At 62.5% G+C, this 20,130-nt stretch carries 21 protein-coding genes and 1 pseudogene; 7 read left to right on the top strand and 15 right to left on the bottom strand.

Annotated elements, in window-relative coordinates; all coding sequences use genetic code 11:
• The first annotated feature begins 228 nt into the window (after nt 1-228).
• Complete coding sequence (locus EV560_RS18805) at nt 229-645, top strand: organic hydroperoxide resistance protein (protein WP_131857339.1); 417 nt, start codon at nt 229-231, stop codon at nt 643-645.
• Between the two features lie 212 nt (nt 646-857).
• On the opposite strand, the gene EV560_RS18810 is transcribed toward EV560_RS18805, so the two are convergent.
• On the bottom strand, nt 858-1,772 hold the full coding sequence (locus EV560_RS18810; RefSeq protein WP_131857340.1) for a LysR family transcriptional regulator: 915 nt from the start codon (nt 1,770-1,772) through the stop codon (nt 858-860).
• Nucleotides 1,773-1,930: 158 nt separating this feature from the next.
• Between EV560_RS18810 and EV560_RS18815 the strand changes: the two genes are divergently transcribed.
• A complete protein-coding gene (locus tag EV560_RS18815; RefSeq protein WP_131857341.1) occupies nt 1,931-2,260 on the top strand; it encodes a nuclear transport factor 2 family protein in 330 nt (109 codons plus the stop codon).
• Complete coding sequence (locus EV560_RS18820) at nt 2,257-3,036, top strand: SDR family oxidoreductase (protein ID WP_131857342.1); 780 nt, start codon at nt 2,257-2,259, stop codon at nt 3,034-3,036. The genes EV560_RS18815 and EV560_RS18820 overlap by 4 nt, the downstream gene beginning before the upstream one ends.
• Nucleotides 3,037-3,042: 6 nt before the next feature.
• Here the strand turns inward: EV560_RS18820 and EV560_RS18825 are convergent, their stop codons facing one another.
• The gene (locus EV560_RS18825) at nt 3,043-3,540 is read right to left on the bottom strand and encodes a MarR family winged helix-turn-helix transcriptional regulator (protein WP_131857343.1); all 498 of its coding nucleotides are present in this window, start codon (nt 3,538-3,540) and stop codon (nt 3,043-3,045) included.
• A gap of 147 nt (nt 3,541-3,687) precedes the next feature.
• On the opposite strand from EV560_RS18825, the gene EV560_RS18830 reads away from it, so the two are divergent.
• A complete protein-coding gene (locus EV560_RS18830; protein WP_131857344.1) occupies nt 3,688-4,473 on the top strand; it encodes an alpha/beta fold hydrolase in 786 nt (261 codons plus the stop codon).
• Between the two features lie 63 nt (nt 4,474-4,536).
• Nucleotides 4,537-6,153 carry a GMC family oxidoreductase gene (locus EV560_RS18835; RefSeq protein WP_131857345.1) on the top strand — a complete coding sequence of 539 codons (1,617 nt, stop codon included), beginning with the start codon at nt 4,537-4,539 and terminating at the stop codon, nt 6,151-6,153.
• A 275-nt stretch (nt 6,154-6,428) separates the two neighbouring features.
• Here EV560_RS18835 and EV560_RS18840 read toward each other — a convergent pair whose 3' ends face one another.
• The 8 genes from EV560_RS18840 to EV560_RS18875 all read right to left on the bottom strand — a co-directional run bounded on the left by EV560_RS18840 (nt 6,429) and on the right by EV560_RS18875 (nt 14,065).
• Nucleotides 6,429-7,250 (bottom strand): sugar phosphate isomerase/epimerase family protein, encoded by an 822-nt coding sequence (locus EV560_RS18840; protein ID WP_131857346.1) that lies wholly within the window; start codon nt 7,248-7,250, stop codon nt 6,429-6,431.
• Between the two features lie 2 nt (nt 7,251-7,252).
• A complete protein-coding gene (locus EV560_RS18845) occupies nt 7,253-8,062 on the bottom strand; it encodes a glycerophosphodiester phosphodiesterase (protein ID WP_131857347.1) in 810 nt (269 codons plus the stop codon).
• Between the two features lie 82 nt (nt 8,063-8,144).
• Nucleotides 8,145-8,969 carry an ABC transporter permease gene (locus EV560_RS18850; protein ID WP_207908067.1) on the bottom strand — a complete coding sequence of 275 codons (825 nt, stop codon included), beginning with the start codon at nt 8,967-8,969 and terminating at the stop codon, nt 8,145-8,147.
• Nucleotides 8,966-9,826, bottom strand: coding sequence for an ABC transporter permease (locus EV560_RS18855; RefSeq protein ID WP_131857348.1), 861 nt, complete (start codon nt 9,824-9,826; stop codon nt 8,966-8,968). Before EV560_RS18855 ends, EV560_RS18850 begins: the two co-directional genes overlap by 4 nt.
• The gene (locus tag EV560_RS18860) at nt 9,823-10,887 is read right to left on the bottom strand and encodes an ABC transporter ATP-binding protein (protein ID WP_131857349.1); all 1,065 of its coding nucleotides are present in this window, start codon (nt 10,885-10,887) and stop codon (nt 9,823-9,825) included. The genes EV560_RS18855 and EV560_RS18860 overlap by 4 nt, the downstream gene beginning before the upstream one ends.
• A 4-nt stretch (nt 10,888-10,891) precedes the next feature.
• A complete protein-coding gene (locus EV560_RS18865; RefSeq protein ID WP_131857350.1) occupies nt 10,892-12,163 on the bottom strand; it encodes an extracellular solute-binding protein in 1,272 nt (423 codons plus the stop codon).
• A gap of 1 nt (nt 12,164) precedes the next feature.
• A complete protein-coding gene (locus EV560_RS18870; protein WP_131857351.1) occupies nt 12,165-13,025 on the bottom strand; it encodes an inositol monophosphatase family protein in 861 nt (286 codons plus the stop codon).
• Nucleotides 13,022-14,065 carry a LacI family DNA-binding transcriptional regulator gene (locus tag EV560_RS18875; protein WP_131857352.1) on the bottom strand — a complete coding sequence of 348 codons (1,044 nt, stop codon included), beginning with the start codon at nt 14,063-14,065 and terminating at the stop codon, nt 13,022-13,024. The genes EV560_RS18870 and EV560_RS18875 overlap by 4 nt, the downstream gene beginning before the upstream one ends.
• Before the next feature lie 226 nt (nt 14,066-14,291).
• On the opposite strand from EV560_RS18875, the pseudogene EV560_RS36450 reads away from it, so the two are divergent.
• Nucleotides 14,292-14,423 (top strand): annotated as a pseudogene (locus tag EV560_RS36450) (peroxiredoxin); the annotation flags it as partial.
• 30 nt (nt 14,424-14,453) lie between these two features.
• Here EV560_RS36450 and EV560_RS18885 read toward each other — a convergent pair.
• The 5 genes from EV560_RS18885 to EV560_RS18905 form a co-directional block, all read right to left on the bottom strand.
• Nucleotides 14,454-14,777, bottom strand: a complete 324-nt coding sequence (locus tag EV560_RS18885; RefSeq protein ID WP_131857353.1) for a DUF6572 domain-containing protein — start codon at nt 14,775-14,777, stop codon at nt 14,454-14,456.
• Between the two features lie 453 nt (nt 14,778-15,230).
• Nucleotides 15,231-15,989 (bottom strand): MarC family protein, encoded by a 759-nt coding sequence (locus EV560_RS18890; protein WP_248312132.1) that lies wholly within the window; start codon nt 15,987-15,989, stop codon nt 15,231-15,233.
• A 48-nt stretch (nt 15,990-16,037) separates the two neighbouring features.
• On the bottom strand, nt 16,038-16,694 hold the full coding sequence (locus EV560_RS18895) for a DUF1345 domain-containing protein (RefSeq protein WP_131857354.1): 657 nt from the start codon (nt 16,692-16,694) through the stop codon (nt 16,038-16,040).
• Nucleotides 16,695-16,883: 189 nt separating this feature from the next.
• The gene (locus EV560_RS18900) at nt 16,884-17,711 is read right to left on the bottom strand and encodes a transglutaminase-like domain-containing protein (protein WP_131857355.1); all 828 of its coding nucleotides are present in this window, start codon (nt 17,709-17,711) and stop codon (nt 16,884-16,886) included.
• 195 nt (nt 17,712-17,906) lie between these two features.
• Nucleotides 17,907-18,443 (bottom strand): PRC-barrel domain-containing protein, encoded by a 537-nt coding sequence (locus EV560_RS18905; protein ID WP_131857356.1) that lies wholly within the window; start codon nt 18,441-18,443, stop codon nt 17,907-17,909.
• Between the two features lie 392 nt (nt 18,444-18,835).
• Between EV560_RS18905 and EV560_RS18910 the strand changes: the two genes are divergently transcribed.
• Nucleotides 18,836-19,819: an ABC transporter transmembrane domain-containing protein gene (locus tag EV560_RS18910; protein ID WP_131857357.1), complete on the top strand. Its 984-nt coding sequence runs from the start codon at nt 18,836-18,838 to the stop codon at nt 19,817-19,819.
• Nucleotides 19,820-20,130: the final 311 nt, after the last annotated feature.

Below are 20,130 nucleotides of genomic sequence, written 5' to 3' on the forward strand. Positions count from 1 at the left end.
GAAGCCGCTAGGCGGTACCGAGCTCGAGCCCGTCGCCCACCCTGCCGGGCATGGCTGCCCGAGCCCGCGCTGTTTGTGTCGCAATGTATAGGCCGCGCTGCTCGCCCGCTTTTCGTTACACATGGGGCGGATCGGGACATATGCCGGATACGCGCTACGCGCTTCCTCCGCCCGGCGATCGGTTCAGCCATCACGGCTGGGCCCCAACCACCGACAAGGAAGCGAACCATGACCCAGATCGAAAAAGTGCTCTACACCGGCAAGACCCACACCACCGGCGGCCGCGACGGCGCCTCGCGTAGCTCCGATGGCCGCCTGGACGTCAAGCTCTCCTCCCCCGGCAGCGCGGGCGCCGGCACCAATCCGGAGCAGCTCTTCGCCGCCGGCTGGTCGGCCTGCTTCATCGGCGCGATCGGCCTCGCCGCAGCCAAGCTCAAGGTCAAGCTCCCGGCCGACCTCGCTGTCGATACCGAGGTCGATCTCGGCTCGACCGACGGCGCCTATTTCCTGCAGGCCCGGCTCAATGTCAGCCTGCCCGGCATCGACCGTGAGACAGCCCAGAGCCTGGTCGATACGGCGCACCAGACCTGCCCCTATTCCAAGGCGACGCGCGGCAACATCAACGTCGCGATCAACCTGGTCTGAACAGGATCTCGACAATCAGGCCCGCCCGATCGCTCGGGCGGGCCTTTTTTATTGGGCGCTTGGGTGTCAGGTCGCCCGGCGCGGTGAATGTCCCAGATGGGTGGGAAGGAGGAGTTAGGCGGTACACTGGTTCATGCCGATCAGCGCCAATTGCAGACTCTCGCCACTTGCCTGCAAGCGGACATTCGTCGTGATGCGATCCGACCGCCATGTCACTTGAGATCGGCGTTGAAAGCCGAGGTAAATTCGCGTGCGAGGTTGATGAATTCCTTGAACGCAGCGGAAGGGTTCCTCCGGCCGGGATAGTAGAGACAGAGTGGCGCCACGGGTTTCATCCAGTCCTCTAGGATGCGGATCAGACGGCCCGCTGCAATGTCTTCTCGAACATCCGACTCCATGAAGAAGCCGATGCCGATCCCGCTGAGAACGGCAATTCGCGACAGGCTAGCCTCATCCAATGTGATCGGGCCTTTGACGTCGATCTGGACCGGCTGGCCATCTTTCTCGAAATGCCATTTGTAGATGCCGCCGTCGGGCAACCTGATGCGGACGCAAATGTGATTGAGCAGGTCCAGCGGCACACGTGGAGTGTCGTGGCTCTCGAAATACGCCGGCGAAGCCGCGACCACGTATGATCTGGCAGGGCCGATCGGGATCGCGATCATATCGCTCGGGACAAAATCCGCGCTTCTCACGCCAAGATCAAAGCCATCGGCCACCACATCAACCAACCGACCCTCGGTGACCAGGTCGATATGGACCTGCGGATAGCGGCGCAGATACTCCAGAATGACGGGGGCGAGAATTTCGCGCGCGGCCGTTGGGAAGGCATTGATCCTGATGGTCCCGGAGGCCGTCTCCTGCTGAGACATCGCGCTGTCCATTGCGCTGTGTATGTCAACGAGAGCAGGGCCGATCTGTTCGACGAAGTTCCGCCCGGCGTCAGTGAGCGAAACACTCCGGGTCGTCCGATTGAATAGGCGGACGCCAAGCTGCTTCTCGAACTTCGCGATCAGGTTGCTCAGCGCCGTCGTGGAAACCTGCAGCTCCACGGCCGCCGCTCGGAAGGACTTCCGACGCGCAACCGCCATCACGGCGTCCAGTTCGATAAGGTTGTGGCCGATCATTGTCCCGTATTTCGTGATGTTTCATCCCATTTTATCCCGATTATCAGGCCCGCTGTCTATCGCTAAGTTGATGTCCGTGGAAGCAAACGCCGAGGCAAAATCTGAATAGATCAGCCAACGGCCAGTTCTACCGACTTTATCAAGTTAGGAGGATAATGATGTCCCTTGAACTTCCGACGCCGATAGCGCGGTACTTCACTGCCGATCTCGATCCCGATCCTCAGGCGATGGCCGATTGCTTTTCGGAAAACGCTACCGTTCGAGACGAAAACAAAGTCCACACTGGCCGGAACGAGATCCGCCAGTGGAAAGTGGATTACTCGAGGAAGTACACCGCAAAGTCGACCCCGATCGCAGTCGCCCATGATCGTGGCCGAACTGTCGTGACCTGCCACGTCGAAGGCAGCTTCCCAGGAAGCCCGATCGATCTGCGTTTCTTCTTCCGTCTGGAAGGGGACAAGATCGGCGAGCTGGAGGTCACGCTATGACCCCCTTCATCAGCTTTGAGGGCAAGCGGGCTCTCGTGACGTCCGGCACTCGTGGCGCTGGCGCGGCAACGGTCAAGCTCTTCAGAGAGCTGGGCGCCAAGGTTCTGACCAACGCTCGGTCGAAACCAGAGGATATGCCGGCCGAGATGTTCGTGGCCGCCGATCTCACGACGTCGGAAGGCTGTGCACAGCTGGCGGATGCCGTTCGGGAGCGCATGGGCGGCGTCGACATTATCGTGCACATGCTGGGCGGCTCATCGGCGCCGGCAGGGGGGTATGAGGCGCTCACCGACCAGGAATGGCGCAAAGAGCTCGACCTAAACCTGATGCCGGCCACTCGTCTCGACCGCGAGCTGGTGCCGGCGATGACGGCGCAAGGCAGCGGCGTCGTCGTCCACGTCACCTCGATTCAGCGGGTCATGTCGCTTCCGGAATCGACGATCGGCTATGCCGCAGCGAAGGCCGCACTAGCCTCTTACAGCAAGAGTCTCTCGAAGCTGGTTTCGCCCAAAGGGGTTCGGGTCGTCAACGTCTCGCCAGGATGGATCGCCACGGAGGGCTCCATCGCGTTCGCGGAGCGCCTTTCCGGGGAACACGGCGTCGATGTCGAGGCGGCCAAGAAGATGATCATGACTGCGCTCGGGGGCATTCCGATCGGCCGTCCGGCCGAGCCCGACGAAGTTGCAAGCCTGATCGCTTTTGTCGCTTCGGACCGAGCGGGAAGCATCACAGGGACCGAGTATGTCATCGATGGAGGGACTGTGCCGACGGTCTAGGCGGCATCAACTCTCGGCGGCAGTGACCGGCCGTGTCTCTGCCCCTTCCAAGATGCCGGTATGGCTGTAGATCGCATCTCGAAGTTGCCGGACCAGGCGATTGAGCTCGGCGAGGTGATCGGGGGTCTGTCCCGACGCCAAGAGCAGGTTGTCGTTCAGGCAGCCGGCTCGAAAGCGAAGACGGTCACCTTCTGGAGTGAGCGCGATGATGACCTGGCGCTCGTTATCCGGATTTCGGGTGCGACGCAGCAGCCCAGCTGCCTCCATCCTCTTGAGGAGCGGCGTCAGCGTGCTGGACTCCAGAGCCAGCTGATGAGCAATGCCGCCAACGGTCTGCGCGTCCTCGCGCCAGAGGACGTTGAGTACGAGATACTGCGGGTAGGTAAGCCCAAGGCCATCGAGCAAAGGCTTATAGGCCCGCTGGATAGCAATCTCCGCTGAATAAATCGAGAAGCAGAGCTGGTCCTCCAGCGGCACTGGCGGAGCAGCGGTGGCTTCGGTCATCGGCAGTCCCTATCGCTGCGGTTCACGGAACCGTGATCTCGAAAACATATATCGCGATAAATGTCAGATTGACAACCACGGCGACGATCGGCACGATAATTATCGCAATAACAATTACCGCAACAATAAAAGCGAAGGAACGCTGCCATGAACAAGTCTATCCGCAACACTCTTCTCGCCGCGGCCGCCATCGTCAGCATGTCGCAGGCCGCTTTCGCCCAGCCCGCGAACACGGCTCAGCCGGCCAAGAATGTCGTCCTGGTTCACGGCGCTTTCGCCGACGGATCGGGATGGCGAGGCGTCTATGACCTGCTGACGGCTCGCGGCTATCGGGTGACGATCGTCCAGAACCCGCTGACCTCGCTCGAAGATGACGTCGCCGCAACCAAGCGAGCGCTCGACCGGCAGGACGGCCCCACGATCCTCGTCGGGCATTCCTGGGGCGGCAGCGTCATCACCGAGGCCGGCGTCGATCCCAAGGTCACCGGGCTGGTCTATGTCTCGGCCCTGTCCCCTGATGCCGGCGAATCCACAGCCCAGCAATACGAGGGTTTCGCGCCGGCGACGGAGTTCGTTCTCGACAAGGCGCAGGATGGCTTCGCCTTCGTGGATCGCGACAGGTTCAAGGCCGGCTTCGCCCATGACGTTGCCGACGCGGACGTCGCATTCATGCGGGACTCGCAGGTGCCGATCAACCTGTCGGCCTTCGGAACGAAGCTGAAGAACGCGGCCTGGCGGACCAAGCCGAGCTGGGCCGTGATTGCCAGCGAGGACAAGGCCTTCGATCAGGCCATGCTGGACCACATGGCCAAGCGCATCGGCGCCAAGGTCACCAAGGTCTCGGCCAGTCATGCGCTCTTCATGACCCAGCCCAAGGTCGTCGCCGATGTGATCGACCAAGCCGCTCGCCAAGCCGCTGCTGCAGCAAAGTAGTCGGCCCACCGCCTACTGCGCGGCTCCCCAAGCGGCCTGGCGCCGAAATCGAAAGATCAACCGATGACTGACACCTCTGCCCCCGGCGATGCCGGGGGCCTGGAAAAGCGCGCGCGTAAAAACCAGGCGGAGCGCAAAGCCAACCTCAAGACCACTTACGACTTCATCATCTGCGGTGCGGGTGCGGCGGGATCAGTGATCGCGCGCCGCCTAGCCGAGAATCCCGCATGCGACGTGCTGCTGATCGAGGCGGGCCCCGATGACGATGCTGAGTCCGTCCTGGATCCTGCCCTGTGGCCGACCAATCTGGGGACCGAACGCGATTGGGGATTCCTGGCTGAGCCCAATCCGCATCTCGACGGCCGGGCCATTTCGATGTCGATGGGCAAGGGCCTCGGCGGCGGATCCAGTGTCAACGTCATGGTTTGGGCACGGGGCCACCGCAGCGACTGGGACCATTTCGCGGCAGAGGCGGGCGATCCCGGCTGGAATTATGATTCGGTTCTCAACATCTACCGTCGGATCGAGAACTGGCAGGGTAAGCCGGATCCGAAATACCGGGGCACGACTGGCCCGGTCTGGGTCCAACCCGCGAACGACCCGAGCCCCATCGCCGGCGCCCTGCTGGATGCAGCGGAAGGCCTCGGCATCCCCCGTTTCGATCATCCCAACGGTGAGATGATGGAAGGCGCGGGCGGGGTTGCCTACGCCGATATGTTGGTTCGGGAGAAACGGCGGCATTCCCTGTATCGGGCCTATGTCCGGCCGATCGCCGATCGTCCCAACCTGACGATCCTCAGCGAGACGGTCGTTCGGCGCGTCCTGTTTGAGGGGCGCCGCGCAACAGGCGTGGAGATCGAGCGCGCCGGCACCACCTCGGCCGTGAAGGCCAGCACGGAGGTTGTGATCTCGGCCGGTGCGATCAACACGCCGAAGCTGCTGATGCTGTCAGGGGTAGGCGATCGTGAGGAGCTGACACGATTTGGGATTCCCGTCGTCCAGCACCTTCCCGGCGTCGGCCGCAATCTGCAGGATCACGTCTCATTCGGCTGCACATGGGAGTATCGTGAGCCGATTCCGCCGCGCAACAGCGGCAGCGAGGCCACCCTCTACTGGAAGAGCCGACAAGAGCTGACGGAGCCCGATCTGCTGTTCTGCCAGGTGGAGTTCCCAGTCCCGAGTGAGCGAACGGCGCTAAGGGGCGTGCCAGCCCATGGCTGGACGATGTTCGCGGGACTTGCCCAGCCTCATAGCCGTGGCCGGATAGGTCTGAAGTCTGCCGATCCAAAGGACGGGCCCGTCGTCGATGCCAACATGCTGTCGGATCCGCGCGACCTTGAAGCGGCTCGGGCCTGCGTGAAACTTTGTCGGGAGCTTGGCAGTAGCGACGCCTTTCTCCCGTTCGTCAGCGCCGAACGCATCCCTGGAGCCGGCCGGCCGATCGACGACGCGTTCATCCGAGATGCAGCGGTCACCTACTGGCATCAGTGCGGCACAGCGAAGATGGGGTCGGACGATATGTCGGTCGTCGATGCCAAACTCGCGGTACATGGGATCGTCGGCCTTCGGATTGCAGATGGCTCGGTGCTGCCGCGTGTCACGACGGGCAACACTATGGCGCCTTGCGCCGTCGTCGGCGAGCGGGCTGCCGAAATAATGCGACGGCAGTACGAGCTATAGGTCCCTGACTATCTCACGATACGTGCTGAAGCGCGCTGGCCGCGCTTCAGCAATTGCTGCATGAGACTGGAGGAACATCTATCTCCATACCGTCCGTACATGGGCGTTCCCGGTTAGCCGACCGCGTCGCGCCGCAACCGGGCATTGGGGCGCTGCCGGGAACCGGACATTCACATGCCCTCCGATAACGAGCCATACTGGTTGTTCAGGTCGTTCAAAATCCCCAACAGGTCTCAAGCGGGCTGACGGCGGACACGACGAATGTGCTGACCGCGCTAGGCGGCGGTTCCCGTCAGCGCTGCACGACAAGCCCGGAGCTGGCCGACGAGCACTGCCACCGAGTCCGGGTCTTTCACCGGCGTGAATGGATTTGGGCCGGGTGGCGTGCATTCAACGATGACCGGGCCGGCGTAACCCGTATCGTTCAAGGCAGCGAAGATCGCGCGAAAATCCGTGTGACCTCGTCCGATGGCGTCTCGGTTCGAATCCGCCACATGGAACAACCCAAGATCATTGCCGGCATCGTGCACGGCCCGAACCGGATCGCTTTCCTCGATATTCATATGATAGGCGTCAAGCAGCACTTTGAGGCGGGGGCTCCCGATGTCCCGCATCAGCGCCAACGCTTCGCCGCACGTGTTGATCAGGTGCGCTTCATAGCGGTTGAGCACCTCGAAGACGAGGTCGACGCCGCTCTGTTCCGCATGCCCGGCTATGCGCCGTACAGACTGGACGAGGAGCGACCTCTCGGCGGCCATGGACGCCACGGGCGCGACGCGGCCGACATGGCCGTGCACGGATACAATGCCCCCGGCCTCTGCAGCGAAATCCACGAGCTTCATGTAGTAGTCCACCGCCGCCTGACGTATCGCGCTGTCGGGGTGGGCGGGGTCCACATTGGCGGGTGTCAGCGAGAAGAGGCGCAGGCCCTCGCCGTCCAGGATCGCGCGCGCCCTGGAGGGCGTGAAGGCATCAAGGTCGCCGTGGAGCTCGACACCGTCATAGCCGAGCGTCCGCAGCGTCGCTGCCGTTCGCTCGAGCGGCTGCGGACCGAATGTCCAGGTACAGACGCCGAGCGGCTGGGACAGGTCGAACATGCTCACGCCTCCTCGCCGGCGCTCTCGACGAGCCTGCGGAGGAACAGCACATCATCACCCGAGATGACGTCGATCAGGCCGCCCCGGATCCAGCTCCTGAGCTTTGGCAGCATGTCGCGACCATAGGACCAGCCAATGGCGAGCTTGGCAGGACGGGGCAGATGCACGCGGTTGCAGAGACCGGCCTTGTGCATGGCCTCCGCGTCCTCCTCGTCGAACATCATCAGCTCGATCGAAGCGGATTCCGCGCCGCAGGCCTGCAGGACATGGACCACGTCGGCATGGCGCGCATGGAGGATGGCCTGCGTCCGCAGCCGCTCGTCGCGCTTGCGGATGGCGGCCAGCGCCTTGTGGTCAAAGGATATCACCCGCACATGACCGAACCCCTCGGTCTCGCGCAGCACCTCTATCACGCGCTGCGCCAGCAAGGCGGCACGGTCATCGTCCTTCAGTTCCGCGTCGAGTCCGATGCCGTTTGCCTTGGCCCAGAGCACCGTCTCGCGGAATGTCGGGACGCGCACACCGGCGAACTGGGCCCCGGTCTTGATGCCGGCGTCCAGCATCTGGATCTGCGCCCAGTCATGGTCTCCGGCGTAGCCGAAACCGGTGGTCGTCCGGTCGAGCGTCATGTCGTGCAGGACGATCACCTCGCCGTCGCGACTGAGCACGAGATCGATTTCGCAGGACGTGCCGCCGGCGTCGCGGGTCGCCTCGAAAGCGACGATCGTGTTTTCCGGGTAATGCAGGCTGAAGCCGCGGTGGCCGCAGATGCGGGTAAAGCCGTTGTCCCGCCGGTGGAACGAGATGCTCATCGAATGCCCTTTACGCTGTTCTATCTCTTTGTTTTGACGCATTTTTTCACGCGAACCGGTGTCCGCTCCGCTCGAGAATGCGCTAGACCTTGCCCATGCCCGCGGCCAGGTCCTCGTCCCTCACGAGAGCCTGGGCGATCGCGAAGATGATGACCGTGGGAACGAGCAGGATGAATGTGACGACCGAGGCGGTCGGGAAGATGATGATGTCACCGCCGAGATAGGACCAAAGCTTTGTGGCTATGGTCTCGACAGCGGGCGCGCCGATCATGAAGGTCTTCTCGAACTCCTCGAACGAGCTGATGAAACTGAGCAGTCCCCCGGCGACCACGCCGGGAGCAGTCATCGGAATGACGATCCGCCGCATCGCCGCGCCGGGGCTCGCCCCGAGGGTCCGCGCCGCCCAGACAAGCTCCACCGGAAAGCCCTCCAGCGAGGCCGTCAGGATGCGGATCATCAGCGGCAGCGTGCCGACAGTCTGGACGAGGATCACGCCCAGCAGACTGCCGAACAACCCGAGCCGGATGAAGACTTCGGTCAGGCTGACCGCGACGATGATCCCCGGGACGATGAGCGGGGCAAGGATGAAGACCTCGACGGCGCGCTTGGCCCGGAAGGGAATGCGGGCCAGCGCCCAAGCGGTCGGGAGCGCGAGCGTCACGGTGAGCGCCGTGACCACGATGGCGATGCCGACGCTGCGCAGCAGGGCTGCCGGGATACCCGGCGTGGCGAACACATCGCTCCAGAAGGACGTCGAATAGGACGGTGGCACGAGGTCCGGAGCGAACCAGCCGTCCTGCGGATTGACGAGCGACCACAGCATCGCAACCACGAGCGGGATGACCAGAGCGATGAGCGCGTAGAGCGAGAGCAGCGCCGCGATGATGTGTCCGGCCCGGCGGTTCATGCGTCGCGCCCCGCCGTGAGAGAGTGCTGCGTCCGGCGTGTCAGCGCATGGTAGGCGAGCAGGATTGCGATGGCCGCGACGGACAGCATCGTCCCCATTGCGTAGACGAGTGGCCAGTTTCCGCGACGGTAGCCCTGATCGTACATGTGCACCGACAACGGCAGCGGATAGGGCGGCCCGAGCAGATTGGGGATCGCAAAGGCGCCAAGGCCGGTGATGAAGACCAGCAGCGAGGCGGCGGTGATGCCCGGCAGCGCCAGCGGCAGCTGGATGCGAACGAAGATCGTGAGCGTGCCCGCGCCGAGTGTCCGTGCCGCGCGGTGCAGATCCTCGGAGATTGCCGCCATGGAGCCCGCGACGATCAGCGCCATGAAGGGCACGTTCTTCCAGGCGGAGGCGAGGATTATGCCAATTCCGGCCGGGTCGCGCACCACGCGCGGCAGCGAAATGCCGACCAGCGCGGCCCAGCGATGAGCGAGCCCACCGCGGTCGAGAAGGATCAGCACGACGAAGGCTGCGACGATGCTCGGCACCACGAGCGGGATCTTGTAGAGGGCGCCAAAAAACGCCTTGCCTGGATAGCTGCGCACCAACAGGGCCGCGAGCGGCACGCCGATGACGACGGCGACCAGCGTGGGGGCAAGGGCCAGCCAGAGCGAGAACAGCAGGCCTTCGCGGTAGACCGGTGTCGTCAAGACTTCGGCGTAGTGCCCGAATTGCGGCAGCCAGCTGTCAGCCGAGGAGACACTCGCCAGCACCACGCGCGCCAGAGGCACGCCGAAGAACACCAGAAGGTAGCCGACGCCGGGTGCGAGCAAGGCCAAAAGGACAAGGCGTTGGCGAAGCGGGCGCGTCATGGCTGCACGTCTCGCTGGTCGTCGCGAAGGACGTGCAGGTCATCGGACGCCATGACGCCGACCGTCGCGCCGGGCGCAAACTGGTCGGCACGCTCGCCCGCGACATTGGCGCGGATCAGCGTGCCGCAGATGCGGATGCGGTACTGCATGCTGGCGCCGAGGAACGTCACATCCTCGATGACGCCGGCCTCCTCTCCCGGCGTCGGCTGCGCGGCGACGTGAATATCCTCGGGCCGGATCGAGACGAGTGCCGTCATGCCCGATGGGGCCTCGGGCGGCGCGGCCGGGCGGCGCAGCGCTCCCCAGGGCAGGACGAGCAGACCGTCCGACTGGCGCCTCGCCTCGACCACGTTCGTATGCCCGAGGAACTCGGCCACGTAGCGCTGCCGGGGCTTGCGATAGAGCGCCTGCGGCGAGCCCTGCTCGACGATGCGCCCCTTCCGCATGACGACGATATGGTCGGCTATGGCCATCGCCTCAGCCTGGTCATGCGTGACGTAGACCGAGGTGATGCCCGTGCGCCGCTGCAGCGCCTTCAGATCCTCGCGCAGGTTCTCGCGCAACTGCGCATCGAGATTGGACAGCGGCTCGTCAAAGAGCAGGACGTCGGGCTCGACGACGATGGCCCGCGCAAGCGCGACGCGTTGTTGCTGTCCGCCGGAGAGCTGGCGGGGGTAGCGATCCGCGTAACCCTCGAGTTCGACGAGCGAGAGTGCCTCGGCAATGCGCCGTCTCGCCTCCTCGCGCGGCGTGCGGCGCATCTCCAGCCCGAAGGCCAGGTTTTTCGCTATCGTCATGTGCGGGAACAGGGCGTAGGTCTGGAAGACCATGCCGATGTTCCGTTTCTCGACCGGCACATCGTTCATGCGCCGACCGTCAAAGCGGATGTCGCCGGACGCCGGATGCACGATTCCGGCAATCGACCGCAGCAGCGTCGTCTTTCCGCAACCGCTCGGGCCCAGCAGGGTCACCAATTGACCTGGCCGGACCTCGAGATCGACGCCGTGAAGGGCGACGAAGCTACCGAACTCGGCCCGCAGCTTCTCGATAGAGATATGCATGGCTCTACCGGCCCCGCAGCAGGTTTTCCTGGAAATAGGCAGCGGCCGCCAGCGTGATGGCGCGGGGAATGCCGGTCCGGGCCCGCGACGGATATTGCTCGGCCGGAATGAGCCGCTTCGCCTGCGCCTCGCTGAACTCCTTGTCGGTATCGATGTCGGTCCGCGCGGCACGCGAGCCGTTCATGCGCAGTTTGGTAAGCTGAACCTCCTTGCTCATCAGGAAATCCATGAGCAGCAATGCGGCGGCGGGGTTGCGGGGGCGGACGGGCAGGAAAAAGCCGTCGCCGCCACCCACCTGCCCTTCCTTCAGCAGCATCGGCCGCACCGTCGGCGGCAGAAGGCCGCGCCCGGTGAAGTCATACGTCATGTCCTCCCAAGCCGTGCCGATCCAGGCCTCGGCATTGGTGATGAGGTTCAGCGTGTCGGCGTTGCTGTTGGTGATCTCCGAGACCGCCAGCAGATCGCGATAGTAGCTCCAGACCGGCGCCATGCAGGGCGAGGCCACGTAGGCCTTGGCCTCCTCAGTGCCGATGGTGAAGTTATCAAGCGCCTTGCGGCAGTCGTCCCCGGTCACCATCGCGAGCACGAGGCTCTGCAGGAAGCCGTCGCCGGAGCCACCCTTGCCAGGATTTGTGACGGCGAGCCGCTTGGGATTGGCCTTGGCCCAGGCCAGCAGCGCCGGGAAATCGCCTGGCTCCGTGCCCGGGCGAACGAAGCGGCTGTTGACGGCAAGCGCGGTCTGATTGCGGTGGAACGGCGCAAAGAGGCCGCCGTGCACGATCCCTTCCGCCGTGGTGGCGATGCGCTCGTCATACGCCGCCGCGTTGGGCAGCAATTTGTGGAATGGAACGTTCGCCACCGCCGAGCCGCGCATCAGCACTCCGAGCGAGGACGAGGCATTGTAGAGAAGGTCGAACGGCGCGGGCTGGTCGGCCGCACTGGTCGCGACGAGCTGCTGCGCGGCAGCCTCGGCGTTACCACGCTGATAGTTGACCTTGATGCCGTATTTCCTCTCGAAGCCGGGGATCAGTTCCTCCCGGAACAGTTTCTCGAACGAATTCGAGAAGTCGAAGAACGTGACCGTCCCCTCCTGCTTCGCGAGCGGCACCAGCGTGTCGTAGAAGTTCGCCGCCGTCAGCTTGCCGAAGTCGAGGCTGCTCTTCACGTTGACCGGCTTGCCGCCGATACCTTCGACGGCCGCGCCTGGAGCTGCAAAGGCCAGCGACGCTGCGGCAGCGGATGCGCAGACGATGTTGCGGAAATCCCGAAATCTCATGTCACCCTCCCTTAGGTTGCGCCTGCGTCACTTGGCTTGGACGCAAGGCTTTCTTGACGCCCCATTCCGGGGTCGTTGAAACCAGGCTGGCAAGAAATCCGGCCACGCCGGAATTGGCCGCGAGCGTAAGGCCGCCACGGATCAAATCCGCATCGGACCAGGCAAGGCAGAGGCACCCCGCCTCCTCGGCAATGAGCAGCCCCGGGAGCGCGTCCCACGCATTTTGATGCAGCTCCACATAGGCGTCGAGCCGGCCCGCAGCGGTCTGGGCCAATGCGAGCGCGCCAGAGCCGTGCTGGTGGCAGGCCGCGCCGGCCTGCAGGATAGCGCGGACCATCTCCACATGGCGATCCGTGTCGACCCGCTCGGAGAAGCCGAGCGCGACAAGCGCGTGATGCGGATCCGGCACGCGTGTCGAAGGCGACAGGCGGGAGCCGTTCAGCCAGGCGCCAGCGCCCGCCTCCGCTTCGTAGAGATCGTCCCGGGCTGGATCGTAGATCGCGGCGAATTTCATCGCGCCGTCCACGAGAAGCCCCAGTGAGACGCAATAGTCGTGGCCGAACCTGAGAAAGCTGCGGGTGCCGTCGATCGGATCGCAGATCCAGACCCGGCCGCGATCCGGCACGTCCGGCCGGCCGCCCTCCTCTCCCCAGAAGCGGTCCGAGGGCCAATGCTGCGCCAGAGCCAACCTGACATGGCTTTCGATCGCCAGATCGGCCTCGGTGACGAGATCGAGGGGATTGGCCTTGGCGCGGCGGTCGATCTCGGCGCGCCTCGCCGCCATGACGCGTGCGAGCGCGCCAGCCTCGCGAATGAGGCTGCGGATCAGCTGCCATTCCTCGGAGGGCTCCGATAATTTCATGGTGCTGGCTCGGGGCTCCAGAGGCCGGTGCGCCGCTCGACGAGGCGCGGCGCCAGAACGCGCCCCTTTGCGACCGGAGTTGTGCCGATGGCGTCGCGCCACTGGTCGAGCACGGATACAACCTCGGCCGTCAGCGCCTCGATCGGCTGCCGGATCGTCGTGATCTGGTAGGCGGGCGCTGCTGCCTCCGTCAGGTCGTCGAACCCGACGAGCGCGAAATCCCGCGGCGGCACGAACCGGCCGGTCGCATAGGCGTGGTCAAGCATGCCGAGAGCCATGGCGTCATTGGCGGCCAGCACGCCTTCGGGGCGGTTGCCGGCGGAACGTGCCTCAAGGATTTCCGCGGCACGTTGGCCGCATTCGCGCTCGAAGGAGCCCATTTCGAGCACCTCGGCCTCGATATTGTGCTCAGCGCATCGCTCGCGAAATCCCTGTTCCCGCTGCTGCCCCGCATAGGAGTCGAGATTGCCCTGCAGGAAGCAGAGCCGGCGGCAGCCGCGTCCAGCCAGATAATCGACCGCAATCGAGCTCCCGAGGCGATGATCGCAGGAGATGGGGGCGACGCCGGCCGCGGTCGACCAACGGTTGAGCAGGATGACGAGCAAGCCGTTCTTGGCGCAGACCTTGGCGATGCGCGCCGACATCAGGCCGGCGCCGACAATGACCGCGCGACCCTGATAGCTGAGCACTTGATCGATGAGGTCATCGATGTCGCCTTCACGGTCGGTCTGGAACATCAGCGCCCGGTGCCCATTTTTCTCGAGCGCGGGCAGAAGCGCCGCGAGCTGCTGCGCGCGCCAGGGCGACGAGAGCTCGGATGTGATCAGGCCAACGAACTCCGTGCGACGCTTCTGGAGCGAACTCGCGATGGAATTGGGTCGCCAGCCCAGGGCGGAGGCTGCGGCCATGACGCGCTTGCGCAAAGCTGGCTTGATCGGCGCCGCAGGGTCGAACGCGCGCGACACCGACGATTGCGACACGCCGGCCGCAAGCGCGACATCATAGGACGTGGGTGCGGATTTATCCGCCTTTCGGGGCATGGCATCCCTCCTTCACCAAGGATGACTGCGCATTCACGTTAGTCAAGGAGATTATTAAATGTGTTTATAATCAACGTATTATGAGTGAATGCGCATTCTGTCTTTGTTGCTCTCCCACGGAGCCCGCGAGTTGAAGCTGCGTTTCATCGAGGTGACGAAGGAGCGAAGATGGCCCGATAGGCTTGAGCACGCAGGCCTGCGAAACAGCTGGTGAAAGAGATCCGGCGGGCGACCCGACGGCGCCTATTTCCTGCAGGCCCGGCTCAATGTCGGCCTGCCGGGCATCGACGCCCAGACCGCCCAGACGCTGGTCGATACCGCGCACCAGACCTGCCCCTATTCCAAGGCGACGCGCGGCACCAACAGCTGTTCTCTCTACGGCGAAAAATTAGCCTGCAATTCTGTGAGCGACCGTCATATTGAGTCGAGCCGCGACAGCAGATGCTTCTTCTAAGAAGGCCAACGCTGCCTGAGGCATCGAAAATTTGCTAATTACGTCGATGCGTAGAGGCCGCCCAGCGGCATCGGGATAGGCTTCGTACAACTGCCTAGATTCAACGAAACCAAAGTATGCATTCAGCTTCTCTTGCAAAGCGCGAAGATGCCGCGGCTCATCCACCCAGTCCCAACAGTCAATTATGCTGAGCACAACCGTGCCATCGTCGGTTTCAGTGCCGACCACATCGACCACCTTTAAGTTATCCAGACCCATCGATTCACCTTCCCAGGCCACGGCGAGGTCGGTCCATTGTGCGGACTTTGCATCCAGGGCTGCGGCGATCCCCTTCCAAAAGGAAAACCTTCAATCGCCCCAGCCTCACTTCCTAAAACATCAAGCAAAGATTTAGCCAGCGGAAATGGCTTCTCCAAAAGAAGCCATTTCCTGAAAAAGACAGGCTTGGTTTTCCCCAATGGATCACGCCTGACCGCGTTAGGCATCGGCCATCTGGCGGGGTCCCAGGAGGCCAGCTTTCCGGCAACCGGCCACAGGCCCTTGAACAAGCCGAGATCGCCAAATCGCAAGGACAAGACAGCATCATTCGGCTCAAGATCCGATAGGTCGGCCTCGGTTTGTGAAGCGAGGCGTGGCCCAAAAGCCGCGGCGCTAGCGGGCGTGACGGCGGACCGAGCCACTGCGTTGGACGGGCTCGGCGGCGGGCGGCGCTCAGTGCAAAGTGGTCATCCCATGCATTTGCAGGGCTTCGACCACGCCGTCGAAAATCAGCCCCCCACCGATCGCTGAGACGAAGAAGCCGACAATGCGCGTGACGGCGTCGATCCCCAGCGGGCCGATCCTTTGCGTGAGTTTCTCGGCATAGGTCAGGCAGATATAGGTCGTGAACATCGTCGCGACGATTGCCGTCGAGATCGCCGCGAAGGATAGGATTTGATTGGATGAATCCCTGATCGTCGCGGTCATTCCGATAATCGTCGCGATACCGCCGGGACCGAACATCAGCGGCATCGCCAGGGGCACGAAAGCGATGTTCGCATTGTCGGTGTCGGCGCCCGAGAGGCCCATATCGTCGTCCGACTTCCTGGGCATGAACAGCTCGAACCCGATCTTCATCAGGATGATGCCGCCGACGACCCGCACCATGCTGAGCGGGACGCCGAAAAGGCGAAGCAGGAATGTTCCGAAAATGAAGAAGAAGAAGCAAAGCAGCAGCGCATAGACACTGGCCTTCATGGCGACCGTGCGATGCGTCGCGTCATCCTTGCCAGCCAAGAGCTTGAGGTAGACCGGCAGGACCTCGAGCGGATTGATGATGGCAAGCAAGGTCGTGAAGGTGCCGACGAAGAGGGAGAACTCGCTTCTCATCTGCACTTCCCATCCCGGTCGCGTGAACGCGCAAGGTCCACCTTGGCAGGAGATGGCTCCGAATCGAAGTGCCCCGGGCCACAGGACGTCGCGCCAGGGCATTTCCGCGTTTCGACAATGCAGGGACCGCGGGCTGCCACAGGCCGCGCCTCATGCTCCGGAGACCAGCGACGCACCGACATTGATGCCGAAGGCCAGAATGCTGGTGTTGAAGAAGAAGGAGAGAATGGAGTGGGCCAGGACAATGATCCTGACCTGGCGTGTGGTGACGCCCACATCGGAGGTCTGCGAGGTGCAGCCGATCGTGTAGGAAAAATAGAGAAAATCGACGTAAGTGGGCTTCGCATCGCCTGGAAAATCCAGGCCGCCCGCGCCGTCGTCGCCGCTGTAGAAGTCGTGCGCGTAATGCAACGTGAAGAACGCATGCACAAGCGTCCATGAGCATAGGATCGTGATCGCGGCCAACGCGAGATGAAGCCCTTTTTCATCAGGCGATACGGATTTCAGGCCGGCGAGTTGAATGCCGATCGCGACGACGCTTGTCGCGGCTGCCAGGCAGGCGATCATCAGAATCGCGAGCGCGCCTTCATCCTGCTCGGCGGCTCGCGCCTTGATCTGCTCGACGTCCTCGCCAAAGATCATCGTCGTCAGCAGTCCCAGATAGAGGATTGCGCCCGCATCCCAGGCAATCAGAAGCCGCGTCGTCCAATGCCATGCGCTCGGCAACAAGGCCGCGAGCAACGCAATCGCGCCCATCGCGATCAGAAGGCGCGGGCGAAGGAGCAGGGATCGTGGCAGCAGCTTCATTGGGGCTCAGGCCTTCGGTAGCAGCCGGTCGATGGCGAGGTCGTCTCAACGACCTTCGCACGTCTCGGCGATCATCAGAGAGGCGAACAAACTGCTTCCGTTGCCGCCGAGTTCACAGGCCGCGAACACTGCGGAACGGTCGGGCACCTGTCCGATCAGAGGCAACCTGCCGCTCGACATCAGCTGCGCTCATCCGGCCACGACCTCGTCGGTCACGACCTCAAATTTTTGCAGGAGGTGTGGCCCGAACGTATGGATCAGCGGAATGTCGGCCGCATCCCGGCCCCTGGCCACCAGGATACGACCAATTCGGGGCATGTTATGGCGCGCGTCGAAGGTGAACCACGTGCCATCGAGATAAGCTTCAAACCATGCGTTGTAGTCCATGGGGGCGGGATCTCGCGGCACGCCGATATCACCCAGAAAGCCGTTGCAGTAGCGCGCCGGAATGTTCATGCAGCGGCAAAAAGCGACTGCCAGGTGTGTGAAGTCGCGGCAGACACCGACGCCCTCCGCCAACGCTTGCGCGGCCGTCCTGGTGTTGCGGGCGCACTGATAGTCGAAGCGGATTCGGGTATTCACGAAATTGCAGATCTGCTGGACCCGGTTCCAGCCCGGAGCGAAATTGCCGAACAGGTTCCACGCGGTTGGAGAGAGTTCGTCGACCTCGCAGTACCGGCTCGACAGCATGTATTCGAACACCTCGGATGGAAGGTCCCCCGGAAAGACTTCCTTTGCGTTACGGTCGAAGTGATCGGCTTCGCCGGAATCGCGCATGATCAAATCGCGCTCGAACGCGGCCCCAGCTGTCGGGACGACCAGGCGCCGGCAGCGGTTGCCAAAGCCATCGACGTATTCCGCCACCGGGACGTCGCTGCCATCGGCAAGGGATTTGACGGCTCTCTTTCCCGAGTACACTTTGTCCGCATCGCGACTGGGGTGGGGATCAAGTAGGACCAGAGCAGGTGTCGGCACGGAAGTGACGATCTCAATGCGATAGCCGACGCGGATTTTCATCTAAGCGACCCTAGTTCGGAGATGCTTAGCCAACCCGATCCGCCACCAACTGGTTCCTTGTACGCATGGCGAGATTTTATACCTTAGCCGCATCTTGAGGCATATTTGCCTGCTAGGTGAGCGTTGTTCGAAGGAAAGAAAAACGCTCCGACAGGTCGCTGACGGAGCGTCTGAAATGTCGGCTGACTCCGCCGGTTATTTGGCAAATCGGCCTTCATACTTGAATTGCGGAGCGGATTTCAGCTGGTCCTTCGTGGCGTTGATACGGGCATTCCACTTCTTGTCGGCCTCATTCCAGGTGATGGCGATCGAATCCGGCCTCACCGCGACATAGTGCGTCCCCATTCCGAGAAAGCCGCCGACTGAAAGGATGTATGACGCAAGGGTATTTCCGACCACGACGAGGTCTTCGATCTCGCCAACATTCTCGTCACCCGCATTACGGACATTCAGGCCCTTCAGGCTGCTTCCGAGGGCGGACGCCTGATTCACCTCGGTGAAAGCCGGGCCTTGCGCCAGCGTGGGCGCGGTCTGGGACATCGCGACAGTGGAGAGCAGGCTGGCGGCGAGAGCAAAAACGACCGTGCGCATTGAACTTCCTTTGAAACTGGACAACCCGAAGAACCGGTTGCCAGGCACAATGCGCAGGGCTGACGTTTCGTTCCGCCTCGTGCTGACACCACGGCCGATAGCCGCACCGGCAAAGAACGCTCGTGCCTCATGCAGACGCATCGAGCCTGCCAGATATGATTGGGACCGCCGGGAATAGCCGGAACATTGGGCAAGTGGAACACGTTGGTCTTCGCGAGCACACCGCTGCGAGGATGTGATGACAAGCAACTATAATGAAACGCGGCGTAGAGCTGAGCTTCAAAGTGAAGAATCTGACGACAAAAAGATCATGCCGATGACGGCTGATGATCATAGTTCATCACGACCAGCGATAGAAACACCAGTGGAAGCTCGACAAGGTTTCCTGGGCCGGCCAGTGCTAGTGGTCCTAATCGGCGGCCTCGCTCTAGCAGGCGTGGCCTGGATGATCGTCCACTACGCGGTGCCGTAGGGGCGTCTCGGTTCAGCAGGATCCGTCCACTATTGCGTTATCCGCGCTTGAGGCCTTCTGAGTGAGCAGCATCTTCGGCAATCTTCTGCGACGCCTCACGCCAACCGATATGTCGACCACAGCCATCAGGTCGGGCGAGGAACTGACCCAGTTCGTGTGGCGTGCCAGCGGGGCGCATCAGTTCTATGTCGGGCTAATCGCGGTGGCTGTGGCCCTGCTCAACTTTGTGCCGATCGATCTTCAGCGACGGATCGTGGACGTCGCGATCGCCGACAAGGACGTTGAGACGCTGATTTTGTTTGGCGTGTTCTATCTGGCGGTCATCCTGATCCAGGCTGCGCTCAAATATGTCCTGCTCGTTTATCAGGGGTGGGTTGGCGAGAGCGCGGTGAAGTTGTCGCGAGACCAGTTGGCGGCGGTTGCGGCCGGCAGATCCTCTGACGATATTACAAGCGGGCAGGTCGTCAATGTTATCGGCAGGGAAATAGATGGCGTCGGCGGCTTCGTGGGGGTGAGCATCTCGGAGTTCGTCGTCAACTTGACTTTCTTAATCGTGATTTTGGCTTACATGCTCTACATCCAGCCCGTCATTGCCCTAATCGGCGTTATTTTTCTGATCCCTCAGATAGTGCTCGCGTTGTTTATGCAAGAGCAGCTTAATACGTTGGTTGAACGACAAGTCGGGCTCGTTCGCAAACTCGGCGACGAAACGGTCGGCCAGACAACTGGCAAGTCGGAAAATGCGGGGGAGCGATTTCCCACAATTATCGCGATTTTCCACAATCGCCTCAGGTTTTACTTTTTGAAATACAGTCTGAAGACGCTGCTCAATATCGTAAATGCCCTCGGTCCTTTAATGGTTCTTGTCGTTGGCGGTTGGATGGTCATCCATGGGCAGACCACCCTGGGAACAGTCGTCGCCTTCATTTCGGGATTGGAGCGGCTTTCCAACCCGATGCGCGATCTATTGAATTTTTACCGAGAATACCAACAAGCGAAAGTCCAATACGAGATGATCGCCAAGTGGGTGGAAGGCGCTTCTTGAAGACTGGGCTTCCGCTATTCTTAAGGCGGATATGAAGCAGGGTCAGAGCGGCCAACCCACGGGTCAATCCGACAAGGCCGGAGCTTCGGCAGCGCTCGATCGAGCCAGAGGCTTCGATCGGGATGGCAAAGAGGCCGAGTGCATGGACGCGGTCCGGCAGGCAAGGCACCTCTTTGGTTCGTAGGCGTCGGACTGGCAAGCAACGCGCGTCGAAACTCTGCCACAACGTCGAAGGTTGGGCAGATCCAATCAAATGGGCGCGCGGGAAGTGTTGGCCGTGTTGCTCGTGGACGAGTTGCGATCCCCGCCCG

It is taken from the genome of Allobosea sp. BK604 (genome assembly GCF_004341515.1).
Taxonomy (GTDB): domain Bacteria; phylum Pseudomonadota; class Alphaproteobacteria; order Rhizobiales; family Beijerinckiaceae; genus Allobosea.

What these genes read in the sequence shown, in the direction of transcription:
- EV560_RS18870 (WP_131857351.1), bottom strand. Translation starts at nt 13,025, where the DNA reads ATGAAATTATCGGAGCCCTCCGAGGAATGGCAGCTGATCCGCAGCCTC.
- EV560_RS18895 (WP_131857354.1), bottom strand. Translation starts at nt 16,694, where the DNA reads ATGAAGCTGCTGCCACGATCCCTGCTCCTTCGCCCGCGCCTTCTGATC.
- EV560_RS18885 (WP_131857353.1), bottom strand. Translation starts at nt 14,777, where the DNA reads ATGGGTCTGGATAACTTAAAGGTGGTCGATGTGGTCGGCACTGAAACC.
- EV560_RS18810 (WP_131857340.1), bottom strand. Translation starts at nt 1,772, where the DNA reads ATGATCGGCCACAACCTTATCGAACTGGACGCCGTGATGGCGGTTGCG.
- EV560_RS18830 (WP_131857344.1), top strand. Translation starts at nt 3,688, where the DNA reads ATGAACAAGTCTATCCGCAACACTCTTCTCGCCGCGGCCGCCATCGTC.
- EV560_RS18890 (WP_248312132.1), bottom strand. Translation starts at nt 15,989, where the DNA reads ATGCCCTGGCGCGACGTCCTGTGGCCCGGGGCACTTCGATTCGGAGCC.
- EV560_RS18905 (WP_131857356.1), bottom strand. Translation starts at nt 18,443, where the DNA reads ATGCGTCTGCATGAGGCACGAGCGTTCTTTGCCGGTGCGGCTATCGGC.
- EV560_RS18820 (WP_131857342.1), top strand. Translation starts at nt 2,257, where the DNA reads ATGACCCCCTTCATCAGCTTTGAGGGCAAGCGGGCTCTCGTGACGTCC.
- EV560_RS18900 (WP_131857355.1), bottom strand. Translation starts at nt 17,711, where the DNA reads ATGAAAATCCGCGTCGGCTATCGCATTGAGATCGTCACTTCCGTGCCG.
- EV560_RS18805 (WP_131857339.1), top strand. Translation starts at nt 229, where the DNA reads ATGACCCAGATCGAAAAAGTGCTCTACACCGGCAAGACCCACACCACC.
- EV560_RS18875 (WP_131857352.1), bottom strand. Translation starts at nt 14,065, where the DNA reads ATGCCCCGAAAGGCGGATAAATCCGCACCCACGTCCTATGATGTCGCG.
- EV560_RS18840 (WP_131857346.1), bottom strand. Translation starts at nt 7,250, where the DNA reads ATGTTCGACCTGTCCCAGCCGCTCGGCGTCTGTACCTGGACATTCGGT.
- EV560_RS18860 (WP_131857349.1), bottom strand. Translation starts at nt 10,887, where the DNA reads ATGCATATCTCTATCGAGAAGCTGCGGGCCGAGTTCGGTAGCTTCGTC.
- EV560_RS18835 (WP_131857345.1), top strand. Translation starts at nt 4,537, where the DNA reads ATGACTGACACCTCTGCCCCCGGCGATGCCGGGGGCCTGGAAAAGCGC.
- EV560_RS18865 (WP_131857350.1), bottom strand. Translation starts at nt 12,163, where the DNA reads ATGAGATTTCGGGATTTCCGCAACATCGTCTGCGCATCCGCTGCCGCA.
- EV560_RS18845 (WP_131857347.1), bottom strand. Translation starts at nt 8,062, where the DNA reads ATGAGCATCTCGTTCCACCGGCGGGACAACGGCTTTACCCGCATCTGC.
- EV560_RS18825 (WP_131857343.1), bottom strand. Translation starts at nt 3,540, where the DNA reads ATGACCGAAGCCACCGCTGCTCCGCCAGTGCCGCTGGAGGACCAGCTC.
- EV560_RS18850 (WP_207908067.1), bottom strand. Translation starts at nt 8,969, where the DNA reads ATGAACCGCCGGGCCGGACACATCATCGCGGCGCTGCTCTCGCTCTAC.
- EV560_RS18855 (WP_131857348.1), bottom strand. Translation starts at nt 9,826, where the DNA reads ATGACGCGCCCGCTTCGCCAACGCCTTGTCCTTTTGGCCTTGCTCGCA.
- EV560_RS18815 (WP_131857341.1), top strand. Translation starts at nt 1,931, where the DNA reads ATGTCCCTTGAACTTCCGACGCCGATAGCGCGGTACTTCACTGCCGAT.